The organism is Allobosea sp. 10L417 (assembly GCF_056395485.1).
Genome location: NZ_JBFTJP010000004.1, coordinates 64,112 through 79,814 on the forward strand (window position 1 = coordinate 64,112; position 15,703 = coordinate 79,814).

A 15,703-nucleotide genomic window follows, 5' to 3' on the forward strand; every position below is an offset into this window, starting at 1 on the left:
AAAGATCGGGAGGTAGGGACAATGCAGAAGACATCCTTCGGCCGGCTGCTGCGTGCCGGCGCCCTGGCGCTTGCAGGCACTCTGGGCATGGCCGGCGCAGCCAGCGCCGACACCATCAAGGTCGGCATCATCGGGCCGTTCTCCGGCCCCTTCGCCTTGCAGGGCAAGAACTTCCAGGCCGGCGCCGAGGCCTGGCTGGCGCAGAACGGCAAGACCGTCGCCGGCCATGACATCGAGCTGATCTATCGCGACCTGCCGACCGCCAATCCGCAGCAGGCCCGGGCCCTGGCGCAAGAATTGATCGTCCGCGACAAGGTGCAGTATCTCGGCGGCGTCTACTTCACCCCCGACGCCATGGCGATCACGCCGCTGCTGAAGCAGGGCAACGTGCCGCTCGTGATCTTCAACGCCGCGACTTCGGCGATCATGACCTCCTCGCCGCTGGTGGTCCGCACCTCCTTCACCACCGCACAGACCGCAACGCCGATCGGCAAGGCCGCAGTCGACCGCGGCATCAAGAAATTCGTCTCGGTCGTCAGCGATTACGGCCCCGGCGTCGATGCTGAAGGCGCCTTCAAGAAGGCGATCGAAGCGGCGGGTGGCGAAGTCGCCGAATCGATCCGAATGCCGCTCAACACCACCGAGTTCAGCCCGATCATGCAGCGCATCCGCGATGCCGGCGCGCAAGGCGTCTTCGCCTTCCTGCCCTCGGGCCCGCCGACGCTCGGCTTCGTCAAGGCCTTCAGCGATACCGGCCTGAAGCAGGCCGGCGTCAAGCTCTTCGCCACCGGCGACCTGACGCAGGAGTCCGATCTGCCGGCGCTCGGCGAGGCGGCGGCGGGGATGGTGACCTCCTTCCACTATGCCGTCTCGCATGACTCCGAGATCAACAAGCGCTTCGTCGCCGCCGCCGACAAGGCGATCGGCGCGCCGGATCTGCTCTCCTTCCCAGCCGTCGGAGCCTATGACGGCCTGTTCGTGATCTCGAAGATGATCGCGGCCACGGGCGGCAAGCAGGATGCGGAAAAGGCGGTCGAGGCGGTCAAGGGCCTCGCCTGGGAGAGCCCGCGCGGCCCGGTCAAGATCGATCCCGAGACCCGGCACATCACGCAGACGATCTATCTGCGCGAGGTTGCCAAGGATGCGCAGGGCCGCTGGATCAACCGGGAGATCGCCAGCTTCCCGGACCAGAAGGACCCCGGCCTCGCCAAGTGAGCGCAGCCGGCAACCAGCACTAAGATTGGCGAGGGTGCGCCAGGCACCCTCGTTCTCCACTGTCCGGTTCGACGAGGCCCGCAGATGCAGACCGCGCTGAGCATCGCCATGGACGCTTTCGCCTATGGCATGGCGCTGTTCATCATCTGCATCGGCCTGTCGCTGACGATGGGGCTGATGCGGGTGGTCAATCTCGCGCATGGCGCCTTCGCCATGATCGGCGGCTACATCGCGTCCTATGCGGCGCGCGATCTCGGCCTCGGCTACGGCTTCGCCATCATCCTCGCCATGGTCGGCACGGTGCTGCTCGCGATCCCGCTGGAGCGCCTGCTCTATCGCCGCATCTACGACCGCAGCGAGCTCTCGCAGGTGCTCATGACGATCGGCATCACCTTCTGCGTCATCGGCATCACCAACTACTTCTTCGGCCCGACGCTGAAGACGATCCCGCTGCCGGCCGAGCTCGCCCGGCCGATCGATCTCGGCTTCCGCAGCATCGCCGGCCACCGGATCTTCGTCATCGTCAGCGGCCTTGTCGTCGCCGGAGGTCTGTGGCTCCTGATCGAGCGCACCGGCTTCGGCATCCATCTGCGCGCCGCCGTCGAGAACGCTCCAATGGCGCGCGCGCTCGGCGTGCGCACTGAGATCATCTATGCAGCGAGCTTCGCGCTCGCGATCGGTCTCGCCGCCTTCGGCGGCGTGGTCGGCGCCGAATTCCTGCCGATCGAACCCTATTACGCCTTGCGCTATATGGTGACGTTCCTGGTCGTGGTCTCCGTAGGCGGCGCAGGCTCGATCCCAGGGGCGCTTGCCGCTTGCCTGCTGCTCGGCGCCATCGATGTCACCGGGCGCTATCTCATGCCGGAATTTGGCAATTTCTTCTTCTATCTCGCAGTGATCCTGGTGGTCTGTGCCTTTCCGCGCGGCCTGATGGGGCGGGCGCAGTAAGATGACTGACGCCACGCTCCGGCATCCCGGTACGCATCGTTTCCGCACGCTCGGCCGCGATCTCCTTGGCCTCGCCGTCATCGCGCTGGTCGGCCTCGCCGGTTATGTGCTCTTCCCTGACAACCTCGCCTTCCTGACCCGCGTCATCTCGGTTGCGCTGCTCGTGCTCTCGCTCGACCTGATCGTCGGCTATTGCGGCATCGCTTCGCTCGGCCAGGGTGCGCTCTACGGTGCCGGCGCCTATGCCGCCGGTATCGCCTGCGTGCATGGCGTGACCGAGCCCTTCCTGCTCATCCTAATCGGCGCCGCAGCAGGCGCCGTCATGGGGCTGCTCATGGGCACGGTGATGCTACGCGCCCATGGCCTGCCGCAGCTCGTCCTCTCGATCGCCATCGTCCAGCTCCTGCACGAGGCCGCCAACAAGGCCTCCTCGCTGACAGGCGGTAGCGACGGCCTGTCCGGCATGATTCCCGCCCCCCTCTTCGGCATCTTCGAGTTCGACCTTTGGGGCCGCAGCGCCTATCTCTTCGGCCTCGCTTTGCTCGTCATCGTCTTCGCGGCGCTACGCCTCATCACGCGCTCGCCCTTCGGCATGGTCTGCCGTGGCCTCAAGGAAGACCCGCTGCGCATCAGCGCGCTCGGCATCTACGCCTTCCCGGTGCTGCTCAAGATGTTCGTGATCTCCGGCGCGGTCGCCGGCATGGGCGGCGCGCTCGCGGCCATCGCGACGCAGGTCGTCGGGCTCGACAGCGTGAGTTTCGAGATCTCGGCCAACGCGCTCGTCATGCTGGTGCTGGGCGGTATCGGCAACCTCTACGGTGCGCTGATCGGCACCGTGATCTTCATGGCGCTCGAGCATATCGTCGCAGCCATCAACCCCTTCCACTGGATGACGCTGGTCGGCGCCGTGCTGATCGCCATCGTGCTCTTCGCCCCGCGCGGGCTTTCCGGGACGCTGGACGAAATCGCACGCTTGCTGACGCGCAACCGCTGGGGGGCCGGCCGATGAGCGCCGTGTTCGAGGTCTCGCATCTCACGAAGGAGTTCGGCGGGCTCAAGGTTAGCCGCGACATCTCGCTGGCGATGACCGAGGGCGAGCGACTCGCCCTGATCGGCCCGAACGGCGCCGGCAAGACCACCTTCGTCAACCTCGTCACCGGCCGCATCCCGCCGAGCGCAGGCAGCGTCCGCCTCGCCGGCGAGGACATCACGGGCCTGGGCGCCGTGAAACGCGTGCGACGCGGTCTCGTCCGCACCTTCCAGGTGACCCGCCTCTTCCCGGACATGACGCCGGAAGAGCATGTGGTGATGACCATCCTGCAGCGGCTTGGCCGGGCGACGCGCATCTTCGCCCGTTTCCACGGAGCTTCCGAAGCACGCGACGAAGCCGACGAGATCCTCGCCATGCTCGGGCTTGCCGAGGTCGCGCGCCGCAAGGTCGCCACCATTGCCTATGGCCAGCAACGCCTGCTGGAAATCGCGATCGCGCTGGCGCAGCGCCCGAAGGTGCTGCTGCTCGACGAGCCCGCGGCCGGCGTGCCCTCCGCCGATACCCCGCGCATCGAGGAGGCGCTGGCCCGCCTGCCCGCCTCCCTCGCGGTTCTGATGATCGAACACGACATGGACCTCGTCTTCCGCTTCGCCAAGCGGGTGGTAGTGCTCGCTGCCGGCGAACTCATCTTCCAGGGCCTGCCGGCCGATGTCGCCAGGGACCCTAAGGTCCGTGAAGCCTATCTCGGGAACTACGCGCATGCCGGCAGCCACGCTTGACGTCCGCGGCCTGAGCGCCGGCTACGGCCAGACCCATGTGCTGGAGGATGTCTCGTTCTCTGTGCCGGCGGGCGGGCGCCTCTCCATCCTCGGCCGCAACGGCATGGGCAAGACCACGCTGATGGCGAGCCTGATGGGGCTGACCCGCCGCTATGCCGGCAGCATCAGCGTTGGCGGCACGGACATCACCGCACTCGGCACCGCCGCCCGCGCCCATAGCGGCATCGGCCTCGTCCCCCAGACACGCGAGGTATTCAAGGGCCTGACCGTGGAGGAAAACCTCTTCGCCGGGCTGAAGGGCCGCCCGCGCAGCGCGATCGAGGAGGCCTATGCGCTCTTTCCCCGCCTGCAGGAACGCCGCCGCAACCTGGGCTCGCAGCTTTCGGGCGGCGAGCAGCAGATGCTGGCGACGGCCCGCACCATCCTCGGCGAGCCCTCGGTACTCCTGCTCGACGAACCGCTGGAGGGCCTGGCCCCAGTCATCTGCGACATGCTGATGGAAGCCTTCACGCGGCTCGCCGCGAGCGGCGCAATGACAATCCTCTTCGTCGAGCAGCGTCTGGAAAGCGCGCTCGCATTCGCCGAGGACGTCATCATCCTCGAACGCGGACGCATCGTCTGGTCGGGCAAACCCGACGCGCTGCGGAGCGATGCCGCCGTGCTCGAACGCTATGTCGGCGTCGGCGGGCTGCATTGAGCTTCACCGCACCCAAACCTAGCCGTCATCCTCGGGCTTGACCCGAGCATCTCGGAAACCAGCGCCTTCTCGTCACGAGATCCTCGGGTCTGCACTTCGCCCGAGAATGACGGATACCCAAGCCGGCAGACAGCGCCGACTCACACCACCAGATCGAGCGGCGGCACCGGCTCGCCGCGCGAGACGTGCTGCATGTTCGTGAACATCCGCTTCACCACCGGCGCGAAATTGTCGGACGCCATGGCGGCGAGATGCGGCGTGGTCACGAGATTATCGAGGGTGAGCAATTCGCTCTCGGCCGGGAGCGGCTCGATCTCGTAGACATCCATCGCCGCGCCGGCGATCTCCTTCGCCCTGAGCGCCGTGACGAGATCGGCCTCGTTGACGACGCCGCCGCGCGCGACATTGATCAGCACCGCCGTCTTCTTCATCGCCTTCAAGGCCGCCAGATCGATCAGGTCCTTGGTTTCGGGCGTCAGCGGGCAATGCAGCGAGACGACATCCGCCTGCGTCAGGATTTCGGCCAGCGACGCATGCTTTACGCCCAGCGCTGCTTCTTCGGCGGCATCGAGCGGCGTGCGCTTGCTGTAGAGGATGGTGCAGCCGAAGCCCTTCAGCAGCTTCGCGACATTCTTGCCGATCGCCCCGAAGCCGACGATGCCGACCGTCTTGCCCGAGAGCGTATAGGTATCCGACGGCAATTGACCCGTGCGCCAATGGCCCTTCTTAAGCTCAGCATTGCCGTATGCGATGAGGCGCAGGGTCGACAGCATCAACCCGATCGCGAATTCGGAAACGGCCACGGCGTTGGAGCCGGTCGTGCGCGCGACCTGGATGCCCAACTCCTTTGCGGCAGCGATGTCGATGTTGTCGTAGCCGACGCCCCATTTGTGCAGCAGCTTCAGCTTTTTCGCCGCCCGCAGCACATCGGCGGAGACGCCGACCTGCCCGGAAATCGCATAGTCGGCCTCGGCGATGATCTCCTTCATGTGCTCGTCGCCGCGCGCGGTCCCATGCGTCAGCACGAAGCCATCAGGCAGCAGCGCACGCAGCCGGTCGGCCCGCTCGGGGCTGGTCATATCGAGGAGAACGATCGTCTCGGGCATGGAAAGGTCCGGAAATAGGTCAGATGGTGAAGCGTGCGCCGGCACGGGCAAGCCCGCCGGAGATGGCGACCGGCGTGCCATCGGCGCGCCAGCAGGCGGCGCCCGTCAGCGTGCCATCCGGGTTGAAGGCGATGGCATTCATCCCGCCGGCGACGCGCGGCGAACGCAGGATCCTGTGGCCGCGGGCCGCGAGCTCCTGCGCGACCGCTTCGGGGATGGCTTCCTCGAGCTCGAGCACGCCGCCTTCTGTCCAGACGCGCGGCGCCTCGACCGCTTCCTGCAGCGTCATGCGGTGGTCGATCAGGTTCACGATCGCCTGCAGCGCCGACGGGAAGATGCGCAATGCACCCGGCAATCCCAGCGCGAAGGCAAGCTTGCCCTCCTTCAGCGCCATCATCGGCGCCATCGAGGTGAAGACCCGCTTGCCCGGCGCGATCGAGAGCGCGCGGCCGGGATGCGGATCGAAGTTGAACATGTAGTTGTTGGCGATCATCCCGGTGCCCGGAATCTGCACGCAGGCGCCGAACAGCCCGTTGATCGTCTGCGTCGCGCTGACGACATTGCCTTGCGCATCCGCGACGGTGACATGGGTGGTGTCGGCGGATTCACCGCCCGAAAGCCCGGCCGTCCAGCTCTTCGCCCGGCCGATCTCGATCAGGGCGCGCCGCTCGGCCGCATAGCCCTTGTCGATCAGCCTGTTGACCGGCACCTTGACGAAGGCGGGATCAGCCGTCGCCACCGCCCGGTCGGCGAAGGCGATCTTCAGCGCCTCGGCCAACAGATGCACCGCATCCGCCGAGCCGAAGCCGAGCGCACCGATATCGTAACCTTCGAGGATGTTGAGCATCTGCGCGATATGCACGCCCGAGGACGAGGGCGGCGGCGGGCCGATGATCTCATAGCCGCGATAGGAGCCGCGGATCGGCTCGCGCAACTCGATGCGGTAATTCGCGAGATCGGCCTGATCGATCAGCCCGCCATGGGCCGCCATGTAGTCGGTCAGCGCCCGCCCGAGCCGCCCACCATAGAGCGCATCCGGCCCCTCCACCGCAATCAGCTTCAGGCTGGCGGCATAGTCCGGCTGAACCAGCCGCATGCCGGGCTGGAGTGGCTGGCCGCCCGGCAGCAGGAGCGCGGTGAGGCCCGGATCGCGGGCGAGATCGGCGGCGTTGTCGGTGATGCAATTCGAAAGATAGGGCGTGACCACGAAGCCGCGCTCCGCCAGACCGATCGCCGGCTGCAGCACCTCGGCCAGCGGCAGCGTGCCGAAGCGCGCCAGCGCCTCGCACCAGCCCTTGAGCGCGCCCGGCACTGCAACGGCCTTGGCGCCGACCACGTTCTCGCGGTCGCGTGTCTCGCGCTGCCTGCCGATCTCGTCGGACAGGCAGTCATACATGTCCGGAGTCGCGTGGCCCGGCGCGGTCGAGAGATTGTCGATCACGACATGGCGGCCGTCCGCGAGGCGGATATGACTCAGGCCACCGCCGAGAATGCCGACCATCATCGGCTCGGCCACCGTCAGCGCGAACAGCGACGCCACCGCCGCATCGATCGCATTGCCGCCGGCGAGCAGCATCTGCGCGCCCGCCGCCGAGGCGAGCGGATGATTGGTGACGACCATCCCGCGCGAGCCGGTGGCCGGCTTCTTCTCGCAGGTGAAGGAGGCGATGCGGGGCGGCGGCGCGGAAAGGTTCATGGCCGGCACAGAAACGGTTTTGAAGGCCGGCGTCGAGCCTCTTCTTCGGCATGCGCGCCATGTCAGGATTTCGAGTCGGCTCCAACCTGGCCTTGCGCCGGCAACGCTTGACAAGCCATGGCCCGAAGCCCCACCTAAACCCTGTTCCCAGGGGGGCCTCGCTAGGAGGCTGAGATTCCGCCGGCTGGCTCTTGAGACCGGCAACGCGGTGACCCTCCGAACCTGATCCGGATCATACCGGCGTAGGGATGCGGGACATGCGGCCATCCAAGGCCCTGATTCCAGCTTGCGCCCGTGATCCTTTTGCGATCGACGCTCCCGGCTTGGCCGCGAGCGTCCGAACGGAGTGGGCCGCAGTGACGCAAGCCGAGATCATCGAGGCGCTGCTGGCGTTCATCGCGCTTCCCGACGCGTCGGAAGCCGAGTTCGAGGCGATGGCGCTGAAGGTCTTCGCCTATCAGTTCCGCAACAACGAGCCCTACAAGCGCTTCTGCTTGCAGCGCGGCCGCACGCCGCTTTCGGTGAAGCGCTGGCGCGACATCCCGGCCGTGCCGATCACCGCCTTCAAGGACCTGACGCTGAGCTGCAGCCCGCCGGAGGCGTCAAGCCATGTCTTCATGACGAGCGGCACAACACAGGGCGTGCGCGGCCGCAGCTACCACCCGACGCTCGCCGTCTGGAAGCGCTCGATGCTGGTGAATTTCCGCGCGCGTTTCATGCTTGGCCGCGAGCGCATCCGCATGGGCATCCTCTTCCCAGATGAGACGGCGCTGCCGAATTCCTCGCTCGGGCATTATCTCGGGCTCGCCCGGCGCGAATGCGGAACGCCCGATTCCCAGGTCTTCATTGGCGCCGCCGGTCTCGATCTGGATCGTTTACTGCCGGCGCTCGCGCAGGCCGAGGCCAGCGGCGAGCCCTATGCCCTGCTCGGCGCGAGCTATTCCTTCGTGCCACTGATGGATGAGCTCGCGGCACGCGGCCTGCGGTTTGCTCTGCCGGAAGGCAGCCTCATCCTCGACACCGGCGGCTTCAAGGGCCAGTCGCGCGAACTTACGCCGGACGAATTCTATGACGGGCTCGCCGCCGCCTTCGGCGTGCCGCGCTCATCCTGCATCAACATGTACGGCATGACCGAGCTGAGCTCGCAGCTCTACGACGACGGCAATGCGGTCTGCCCGTCGGTGAAATCCGGCCCGCACTGGATCCGCAGCCGCGTCGTCGATCCGCTGAGCGGAGCGGATTTGCCGGAGGGCGAGCGCGGCGTGATCGTCCATCACGACCTCGCCCATTTCAACTGCGTCGCGGCGATCCTGACCGAGGATGCCGGCGAGATCGTGCCGGGAGGCTTCAAGCTGCTCGGCCGTGTCGATGGCGAGGCCTCGAAGGGCTGCTCGGTCGCTGTGGCGGAGTTCCTCGCCGCGGCGCGGGGCTGACGGACGTGATCGAGCATGCGGGCCATCTGCCGGGCCTGAGCCGTGAGGCACTGCGCTGGCGCGAGGTCGGCCACAGCGCCTGGGGCGAGAGCGTCTCGGTCGCGCTGCCGGAACTCGACGAGGCTCAGGCTGCGACGCTCTGCGAGCATGTGCGCAACAATGCCCGCGCCCGGCTGAAGCGGATGGACACGGCGCGCATCGTCGCGGCGATCGACGCCGCCGTCGCGCGCCTGCTCGACCGACAGCACCCGCTACGGCGCAAGGCCGAGCACCTTCTACCGATCGTCACCGGCTATGACCGCGAGACGGTCCGGCTCGGCCTGACCGGCTATCTCAAGACCTTCCGGCGCCCGCAGCTCCTGCGCTTCCTGGCCGAGGATTTCGCCAATCCCGCCATGCTCGACGGCTTCCAGCCGACGGCCAAGGGCGGTTACCTGCGCGCCCATGGCCCAGAGCTCCTGCTGCATGTCTGGGCCGGCAACGTCCCGGCGCTCTCGCTCTGGAGCCTGATCTGCGGATTGCTGGTCAAGGCCGGCAGCGTCGGCAAGCTCGCTTCGGCCGAGCCGCTGACGGCCGGTTGGTTCGCGGGCCTCCTCGCCGAAATCGACCCGGAACTCGGCGAATGCCTCGCCATCGTCTGGTGGAAGGGCGGCAAAGCGGCTGCCGAACCGGCGTTCCTGCGCGCGGCCGACACCGTCATGGCCTATGGCGGCAACGACACGCTCGCGGCACTGCGTGCGAAACTGCCGATCACGACCCGCTTCCTGCCGCATGGCCACAAGATCGGCTTCGGCGTGATCGCGCGCGAAGCGCTCGACAGCCGCAAGGCTCCGGCCCTGGCCCGGCTCGCCGCCCATGACGTCGCACGCTACGAGCAGCAGGGCTGCTATTCGCCGCAAATGCTCTTCGTCGAGCGCGGTGGACGCGTCAGCCCCGCCGAATTCGCGCGCTACGTCGCGCACGAACTCGCCGCCCTCGCCTCCCGCCACCCCCGCCGCGCGCTTTCGCAAGGCGAAGCCTCTTCCATCGCCGCATGGCGCGGCGCACAGGAGATGCGCGCGCTGGAAGGCACTGCGGAACTCCTCGGCGAGCCCAGCGATGGCTGGAGCGTGGTTCATGTCGATGCGCCGGAAGCCCTGAACCCGACCGGCCTGAACCGCACGCTCGAGCTGGTCTCGGTCGAAAGCCTCGATGACGTCCCCGCCCTCGTCGCGCCCTATCGCAGCTTCCTGCAAACGGCGGGCGCCGCCGCAGCCCCCGAGAGGCTGTTCCGGCTCGCGGAGCAATTGGGCGAAGTCGGCATCAGCCGCATCGCCCCGCTGGGCCGGATGACCGCACCGGAAGCCGGCTGGCATCATGACGGGCGCTTCAGCCTGCTCGACCTCGCCACCTTCACCGAGATCGAGCAATCGACGGAAGCGGCGGCAGAGGGGTTCGCGCCCTATGTCGACTGACCCTGCCATGTCCGATTTCGTCACAATCAAACAGGTCCGCTATCGTTATGGCGCGGCAGGTTCCGCGGTCGTCGACGGCGTCGACTGGGCGATCCCGCGCGGCGAGATCCATTGCCTGCTGGGTCGCAGCGGCTGCGGCAAGACCACGCTGCTGAAGCTCGCGGCCGGCCTGCTCATGCCGAGCGAAGGCGCCATCCGCATCGGCGGCGAGGCGCTGCATGGCCCGAGCGCCCGCGCCGGTTTCGTCTTCCAGGCCCCGACGCTGCTCGACTGGCTGAGCGCCCTCGACAACGTGCTGCTGCCGATTTCGCTGAAGCGCCGGCCGACGGGAGCCGACCGTGACGCGGCACTCGATTTGCTTGCCCGCATCGGTCTGGTGGATTTCGCCGCGCGCCGGCCCTCCGAACTCTCGGGCGGCCAGCAGAGCCGCGTCGCTGTCGCCCGTGCGCTGGTCGACAATCCCGATCTGCTGCTGCTCGACGAACCCTTCGCCGCGCTCGACGCACTGACGCGCGAGGAATTGCAGGATGACCTGCTGCGGCTCTGCGCACTCAACGGCACCACCGCGCTCTTCGTCACCCATGACATCGGCGAGGCCGTCTATCTCGGCGACAAGGTCGCGGTGATGGCCGCTGGCAGCCTGACCCATGCGCGCCGCATCGAGTTGCCCCGCCCGCGCCACCGCGACATGCGCTACGCTCCCGGATTCGCCGCCTCCTGCCATGAGCTGCGCGACGCCATGGATGGCGAGGCGACGGCCGCAACGAGCCGGAGGCCGGCTGCATGACCGCGCGCCTGCCCTCCCTCCTGCTGCTGCTCGCCCTGCTCGGGGGCTGGGAGATCTGGTGCCGGCTCGGCGGCTTGTCGGCGCTCGTCCTCCCGCCCCCCTCCGCCGTGCTCGCGACGCTCTGGAGCGAGATCGCCACCGGCCGGCTCTGGCCTCATCTTGCCGTCACGGCCGCGGAGATGGCGCTCGGCCTTGGCATCGGCGCCGTCATCGGGCTCGGTGTCGGCATCATTCTGGCGGAAGTGCCGGCGCTCAGCCGCCTGCTGCGCCCCTATGTGCTGGCGAGCCAGCTCGTGCCCAAGCTCGCGCTCGGGCCCCTCTTCATCATCTGGTTCGGCTTCGGCATGACGCCGACGATCGTCATCACCGCGCTGATCTGCTTCTTCCCGCTAATGGAGAACACGCTGACCGGCGTGAGCGAGGTCGATCCGGCCAAGCGCGAACTCTTCCGCATGCTCCGCGCGAGCCGCCTCCAGACCCTGCTGCGCCTCAAGCTGCCCGCTGCCCTTCCCGTCATCATGGCGGGCCTGCGCGTCGCTGTCGTGCTCGCGCTTGTCGGCGCCGTGGTCGGCGAGTTCATCGGCGGGCGCACCGGCTTGGGCGCCTCGATCATCGCCGCGCAGAGCGTGATGGATTCGAGCCTGATCTTCGCGCTCTTCATCGTCATCACCGCGCTGGGCATGCTGCTCTACGAGGCCGTCCGCCTCATCGAGCGCCGCGTCCTGCACCGTTTCTCGAAAGGCTAGATCCATGCCAATCCGCCGCGCCTTCCTTGCTCTTGCCCTGTCGTGCCTCATCGCCGCCCCCGCCATGGCGCAGCAGCTGGACAAGGTCACCGTCGCCGGCTGGAGCCAGCCGATCAGCGAGATCACCAACCTGCTGGCCGAGCCGGACAAGGGCTTCTTCAAGGCCAGGGGAATCGCGCTCGACTATGTGCCCGGCAATGGCGGCGGCGCGGCGATCCAGAACATGCTGACGGGGCAGGCCGATATCGCCTTCACCGACCCCGCCTCGCTCTACATCGCGCTCGACAAGGGCGAGAAGCTCGTCGCGATCTACAACATCTATCCGCAGAACGTCTTCAACGTCGTCGCGCTGAAAACCAGTGGCATCCGCAGCGCCGCCGATCTCAAGGGCAAGCGCATCGGCGTTTACAGCCTCGCCAGCGGCACCTATCAGAACCTGCTCGTGCTGCTGCATCAGGTTGGTCTCGGCGAGAAGGACGTCACCATCCAGCCGACCGGCCTGCTCAATTTCGCGCCGCTGATGCAGGGGCAGGTCGATGCCACCGCCGCGACCGATACCGGCCTGCTCGTTGCCCGCGCCAAGGGACTGGGCGAGGCGGATGTCATCGAAGTCCGCGACCAGCTCAACCTTCCCAGCGACATCTTCGTGGTGAAGGAAGCCTTCTACGAGCAGAACAAGCCGCTGCTGAAGCGCTTCCTCGCCGCCTATCGCGACTCCGCCGCCTGGATGATCGCGAAGCCCGAAGAGGCCGCGCGCCTCGCCGTCACCCGCGCCATCAACGGCCGCGACGAAGCGGTCAATCTCGAGATCATCAAGCTGCGCAACCTCTCCAGCGTCTCGCCGATGACGGAGCGCGAGGGTCTCGGCCGCTTCGATCTCGATGCCCTGCAGAAGGGCGCCGATACCTTCCGCAGCCTCGGCCTGATCGCCCGCCCGCTCGACATGAACCAAATCGTAAAGAGCGATCTCCTCCCGCTGAAGGACGGCGCGCCGTGAAATTCCGCGACCGAGCCATCCTCGTCACTGGCGCGAGCCGCGGGATCGGCGCGGCAATCGCCAGGGCTTTCGCTGCCGAAGGCGGGATCGTCGTCGTCAACTACCGGACGAACGAGGCGGCGGCCGAAGCCGTCGCAGCCGAGTGCCGCGCACTTGGCGGCGAGGCGCTCGCCATCGCAACCGACGTCACCGCCCCGGAAGCGGTCTCCGCCATGGCCGCGCGCATTGCGGAGGAGGTCGGGCGGCTCGACGTCGTCGTCAACAATGCCTTCGCGCCCTATCGCTTCGACCCGGACAATCGCGCTCGCTTTTGGGAGATGCCCTGGGAGGCCTATGGCCAGCAGTTCGAGGGTGCAGTGAAGGCGGCCTACACGGTCAGCCGGGCGATGCTGCCGCTGCTCCAGCGCCGCAGCGGTGCCAGCATCGTCAATGTCGCGAGCGATCTGGTGACGCGGCCGAGCATTCCCTATCACGACTACACCACCGCCAAGGCGGCGCTCATCGGCTTCAGCCGCAACCTCGCGGCAGAGCTTGGCCCGCTCGGCATCCGGGTGAACTGCGTCGCTCCGGGGCTGGTCTACCCGACGCAGGCGAGCGAGACGACACCGGAGGAGGTGCGCGAGATGCTGATCGCCCAGACGCCTTTGCGCCGGATCGCGACGCCCGCCGATATCGCCGGCCCCGTGCTCTTCCTCGCCAGCGTCTGGAGCGGCTTCGTCACCGGCCAGACGCTGCATGTCGACGGCGGGCTGGTGATGGCCTGAACGGAGACCGCCCGGGCTACGCCGCCGGCGGCGTGCCGTGCGTATGGAAGCTCTCGATCGTCTTGAGCCCCCAGGCCTGTCCCTTCTTCCGCTCGGTCTCGGTCCAGGTCACAGTCTGCCAGTCGGGATCGAGAATCAGCCGCGCCCCGGCATTGGCGATCTCGACGCGGTTGCCGGCGGGCTCGTAGACATAGAGGAAGAAGGTCTGCTGCACCGCGTGCTTGTGCGGCCCGGTCTCGATGAAGACGCCATTCTCCAGAAAGAGATCGGCCGCTTCCAGGATGTGCTCGCGCTGGTCCACCGCATAGGTGACGTGATGGAAGCGCCCCTGCGCCTTGGTGTGGTCGCGCGTATAGGCGATGTCGTAGCTCTTGTTGTTGACGGTGAACCAGCAGCCGCCGACTTCCCCCGAATCCAGCACGATCTGCTCGGTGATGCGGCTGCCCAGCGCCTTCGGCATGAAGTCGCGGATCACCGCGACATCCTGCGCCAGCAGGTTCAGGTGGTCGAGCCGGCGCACGGCGCAGCCGCGACCATGATTGCGCTGCGCCTGATTCTTCAGCGCCGGCCGCTCATTGTCGGGCGCGACATATTTGTTGGTGTCGAAATAGATCTCGAAAATGTGGCCGTCGGGGTCTCGGAAGCGATAGGCCCGTCCATGGCCGAGATCGCCCTCGCTCCAGCCGATGCCGGCGCCCATCGCCTCGATCGCTGCAACGCGGCGCCGCAGCGCCGCCTCGCTCGAGGTGCGGTAGCCGATATGGCCGACGCCGGTCGTTTTCGACGCCGTGAGCTTCAGCGTGTGGAACTCGTAATCGTCCCAGGCGCGCAGATAAACCGAATTACCCTCACGCCCGCTCTCCGTCAGCCCGAAGACATTGACGAAGAAGTCGAGGCTCGCCTCGGGCTTATCGGTGAAGAGCTCGACATGGCCGAGATGGGCGATGTCGAAACAGGGTTCGCTGCTCATCCCCAGACTTCCTTGGCAACGTCGAGGATGCGCGAGAGCTTGGCCCATTGCTCGTCCTCGGCCAGCACATTGCCTTCCTCGGTCGAGGCGAAGCCGCATTGCGGCGACAGGCAGAGCTGCTCAAGCGGCGCGAACTTGGCGGCTTCCTCGATACGGCGCTTGAGGTTGTCCTTGCTCTCGATCTCGCCGAATTTCGAGGTGACGAGGCCGAGGACGACCTGCTTGTCGCCCTTCGGCAGGAAGCGCAGCGGCTCGAATCCGCCGGAGCGGTCGTCGTCCCACTCCATGAAATAGCCGTCGACATCGATCTGGTTGAAGACGAGATCGGCCACCGGCTCATAGCCGCCCGAGGCGATGAAGGTCGATTTGAAGTTGCCGCGGCAGGTGTGCGTGGTGATCTGCATGTCGGCCGGCTTCGCCTTCAGCGCGGCATTGAGCACGTCGCGATAGATGAAGATCAGCTTGTCGGGATCGTCGCCGCGCTCAGCCAGCATCTTCCTCTGCTCGGGATCGCAGAAATAGGACAGGCTGGTGTCGTCGAGCTGCAGATAGCGACAGCCGGCGTCGTAGAAGGCCTTGATCGCCTTGGCGTAGGCCTTGGCGAGGTCTTCGTAATAATCCTCCATCCTGAGATAGACGGACGGATCGACCGCCTTCCGCCCGCCGCGATAGTGCAGCATGGACGGGCTCGGAATGGTCATCTTCGGCACGCGGCTGGTGACCGAGGCCAGGAACTTGAAATGAGCCAGATGCGGGTGATCCGCCGGGAAGTCGAGCTTGCCGGTGACGCGGATGCCATGCCCCTTGGTCGCGACGCCCTTGAACTGGATGCCTGCGTCGGTCTCGTAGGTCGTGACGCCGGTCAGGCCGTCGAGGAAGTCGAAGTGCCAGAAGGCGCGGCGGTACTCGCCGTCGGTCACCGCCTGCAGCCCGATCTCCTCCTGCTTGCGGACGAGTGTCTTGATCTCCTCGTCCTCGATCCGGGTCAGCTCGGCCTTGTCCATTTCGCCGGCGGCGACCTTGGCGCGGGCATCCTTCACCGGCGCGCTGCGCAGCAGGCTGCCGACCATATCTCCCCGGAACGGCGGCTTTGTTCTCTGTGTCATGATTGTTCCTCCCG

General features: G+C 67.0%; 15 protein-coding genes and 1 riboswitch. Of the genes, 11 read left to right on the top strand and 4 right to left on the bottom strand.

The annotated features are described in order from the left end of the window. The first annotated feature begins 87 nt into the window (after positions 1 to 87). The 5 genes from AC1DE3_RS12665 to AC1DE3_RS12685 all read left to right on the top strand — a co-directional run bounded on the left by AC1DE3_RS12665 (position 88) and on the right by AC1DE3_RS12685 (position 4,630). On the top strand, positions 88 to 1,215 hold the full coding sequence (locus tag AC1DE3_RS12665; RefSeq protein WP_476852457.1) for an ABC transporter substrate-binding protein: 1,128 nt from the start codon (positions 88 to 90) through the stop codon (positions 1,213 to 1,215). Positions 1,216 to 1,299: 84 nt separating this feature from the next. Continuing rightward, complete coding sequence (locus AC1DE3_RS12670; RefSeq protein ID WP_441511805.1) at positions 1,300 to 2,163, top strand: branched-chain amino acid ABC transporter permease; 864 nt, start codon at positions 1,300 to 1,302, stop codon at positions 2,161 to 2,163. A 1-nt stretch (position 2,164) separates the two neighbouring features. Next, positions 2,165 to 3,172: a branched-chain amino acid ABC transporter permease gene (locus tag AC1DE3_RS12675; RefSeq protein WP_476796874.1), complete on the top strand. Its 1,008-nt coding sequence runs from the start codon at positions 2,165 to 2,167 to the stop codon at positions 3,170 to 3,172. Further along, positions 3,169 to 3,933: an ABC transporter ATP-binding protein gene (locus AC1DE3_RS12680; RefSeq protein WP_476796875.1), complete on the top strand. Its 765-nt coding sequence runs from the start codon at positions 3,169 to 3,171 to the stop codon at positions 3,931 to 3,933. Before AC1DE3_RS12675 ends, AC1DE3_RS12680 begins: the two co-directional genes overlap by 4 nt. Beyond that, positions 3,914 to 4,630, top strand: coding sequence for an ABC transporter ATP-binding protein (locus tag AC1DE3_RS12685; protein WP_476796876.1), 717 nt, complete (start codon positions 3,914 to 3,916; stop codon positions 4,628 to 4,630). Before AC1DE3_RS12680 ends, AC1DE3_RS12685 begins: the two co-directional genes overlap by 20 nt. A 140-nt stretch (positions 4,631 to 4,770) precedes the next feature. Here the strand turns inward: AC1DE3_RS12685 and AC1DE3_RS12690 are convergent, their stop codons facing one another. Both AC1DE3_RS12690 and ggt read right to left on the bottom strand, forming a co-directional pair. Further along, a complete protein-coding gene (locus AC1DE3_RS12690; RefSeq protein WP_476796877.1) occupies positions 4,771 to 5,736 on the bottom strand; it encodes a 2-hydroxyacid dehydrogenase in 966 nt (321 codons plus the stop codon). 19 nt (positions 5,737 to 5,755) lie between these two features. Beyond that, complete coding sequence (gene ggt, locus AC1DE3_RS12695) at positions 5,756 to 7,432, bottom strand: gamma-glutamyltransferase (RefSeq protein ID WP_476779436.1); 1,677 nt, start codon at positions 7,430 to 7,432, stop codon at positions 5,756 to 5,758. Between the two features lie 139 nt (positions 7,433 to 7,571). Continuing rightward, positions 7,572 to 7,699: riboswitch (TPP riboswitch) on the top strand. Positions 7,700 to 7,788: 89 nt separating this feature from the next. Here ggt and AC1DE3_RS12700 point away from each other — a divergent pair. Genes AC1DE3_RS12700 through AC1DE3_RS12725 form a run of 6 tightly spaced genes read left to right on the top strand, consistent with a single transcriptional unit; the run spans position 7,789 to position 13,613 of the window. Then, positions 7,789 to 8,865, top strand: a complete 1,077-nt coding sequence (locus AC1DE3_RS12700; protein ID WP_476796878.1) for a LuxE/PaaK family acyltransferase — start codon at positions 7,789 to 7,791, stop codon at positions 8,863 to 8,865. A 5-nt stretch (positions 8,866 to 8,870) separates the two neighbouring features. Then, positions 8,871 to 10,319, top strand: coding sequence for an acyl-CoA reductase (locus AC1DE3_RS12705; RefSeq protein WP_476852418.1), 1,449 nt, complete (start codon positions 8,871 to 8,873; stop codon positions 10,317 to 10,319). A gap of 7 nt (positions 10,320 to 10,326) precedes the next feature. After that, the gene (locus tag AC1DE3_RS12710; RefSeq protein ID WP_476796880.1) at positions 10,327 to 11,106 is read left to right on the top strand and encodes an ABC transporter ATP-binding protein; all 780 of its coding nucleotides are present in this window, start codon (positions 10,327 to 10,329) and stop codon (positions 11,104 to 11,106) included. Then, positions 11,103 to 11,852 (top strand): ABC transporter permease, encoded by a 750-nt coding sequence (locus tag AC1DE3_RS12715; RefSeq protein WP_476796881.1) that lies wholly within the window; start codon positions 11,103 to 11,105, stop codon positions 11,850 to 11,852. The genes AC1DE3_RS12710 and AC1DE3_RS12715 overlap by 4 nt, the downstream gene beginning before the upstream one ends. A gap of 4 nt (positions 11,853 to 11,856) precedes the next feature. Continuing rightward, positions 11,857 to 12,849, top strand: a complete 993-nt coding sequence (locus AC1DE3_RS12720; RefSeq protein ID WP_476796882.1) for an ABC transporter substrate-binding protein — start codon at positions 11,857 to 11,859, stop codon at positions 12,847 to 12,849. After that, complete coding sequence (locus AC1DE3_RS12725; RefSeq protein WP_476796883.1) at positions 12,846 to 13,613, top strand: SDR family oxidoreductase; 768 nt, start codon at positions 12,846 to 12,848, stop codon at positions 13,611 to 13,613. The genes AC1DE3_RS12720 and AC1DE3_RS12725 overlap by 4 nt, the downstream gene beginning before the upstream one ends. Before the next feature lie 16 nt (positions 13,614 to 13,629). On the opposite strand, the gene AC1DE3_RS12730 is transcribed toward AC1DE3_RS12725, so the two are convergent. Then, a complete protein-coding gene (locus tag AC1DE3_RS12730) occupies positions 13,630 to 14,583 on the bottom strand; it encodes a catechol 2,3-dioxygenase (protein WP_476852419.1) in 954 nt (317 codons plus the stop codon). Beyond that, positions 14,580 to 15,689, bottom strand: a complete 1,110-nt coding sequence (locus tag AC1DE3_RS12735) for a 5-methyltetrahydropteroyltriglutamate--homocysteine S-methyltransferase (protein ID WP_476796885.1) — start codon at positions 15,687 to 15,689, stop codon at positions 14,580 to 14,582. Before AC1DE3_RS12735 ends, AC1DE3_RS12730 begins: the two co-directional genes overlap by 4 nt. Between the last annotated feature and the right edge of the window lie 14 nt (positions 15,690 to 15,703).

Coding starts and splice junctions, on each gene's coding strand:
- AC1DE3_RS12665 (WP_476852457.1), top strand. CDS start 88: ATGGCCGGCGCAGCCAGCGCCGACACCATCAAGGTCGGCATCATCGGG.
- AC1DE3_RS12670 (WP_441511805.1), top strand. CDS start 1,300: ATGCAGACCGCGCTGAGCATCGCCATGGACGCTTTCGCCTATGGCATG.
- AC1DE3_RS12675 (WP_476796874.1), top strand. CDS start 2,165: ATGACTGACGCCACGCTCCGGCATCCCGGTACGCATCGTTTCCGCACG.
- AC1DE3_RS12680 (WP_476796875.1), top strand. CDS start 3,169: ATGAGCGCCGTGTTCGAGGTCTCGCATCTCACGAAGGAGTTCGGCGGG.
- AC1DE3_RS12685 (WP_476796876.1), top strand. CDS start 3,914: ATGCCGGCAGCCACGCTTGACGTCCGCGGCCTGAGCGCCGGCTACGGC.
- AC1DE3_RS12690 (WP_476796877.1), bottom strand. CDS start 5,736: ATGCCCGAGACGATCGTTCTCCTCGATATGACCAGCCCCGAGCGGGCC.
- ggt (WP_476779436.1), bottom strand. CDS start 7,432: ATGAACCTTTCCGCGCCGCCGCCCCGCATCGCCTCCTTCACCTGCGAG.
- AC1DE3_RS12710 (WP_476796880.1), top strand. CDS start 10,327: ATGTCCGATTTCGTCACAATCAAACAGGTCCGCTATCGTTATGGCGCG.
- AC1DE3_RS12715 (WP_476796881.1), top strand. CDS start 11,103: ATGACCGCGCGCCTGCCCTCCCTCCTGCTGCTGCTCGCCCTGCTCGGG.
- AC1DE3_RS12720 (WP_476796882.1), top strand. CDS start 11,857: ATGCCAATCCGCCGCGCCTTCCTTGCTCTTGCCCTGTCGTGCCTCATC.
- AC1DE3_RS12730 (WP_476852419.1), bottom strand. CDS start 14,583: ATGAGCAGCGAACCCTGTTTCGACATCGCCCATCTCGGCCATGTCGAG.
- AC1DE3_RS12735 (WP_476796885.1), bottom strand. CDS start 15,689: ATGACACAGAGAACAAAGCCGCCGTTCCGGGGAGATATGGTCGGCAGC.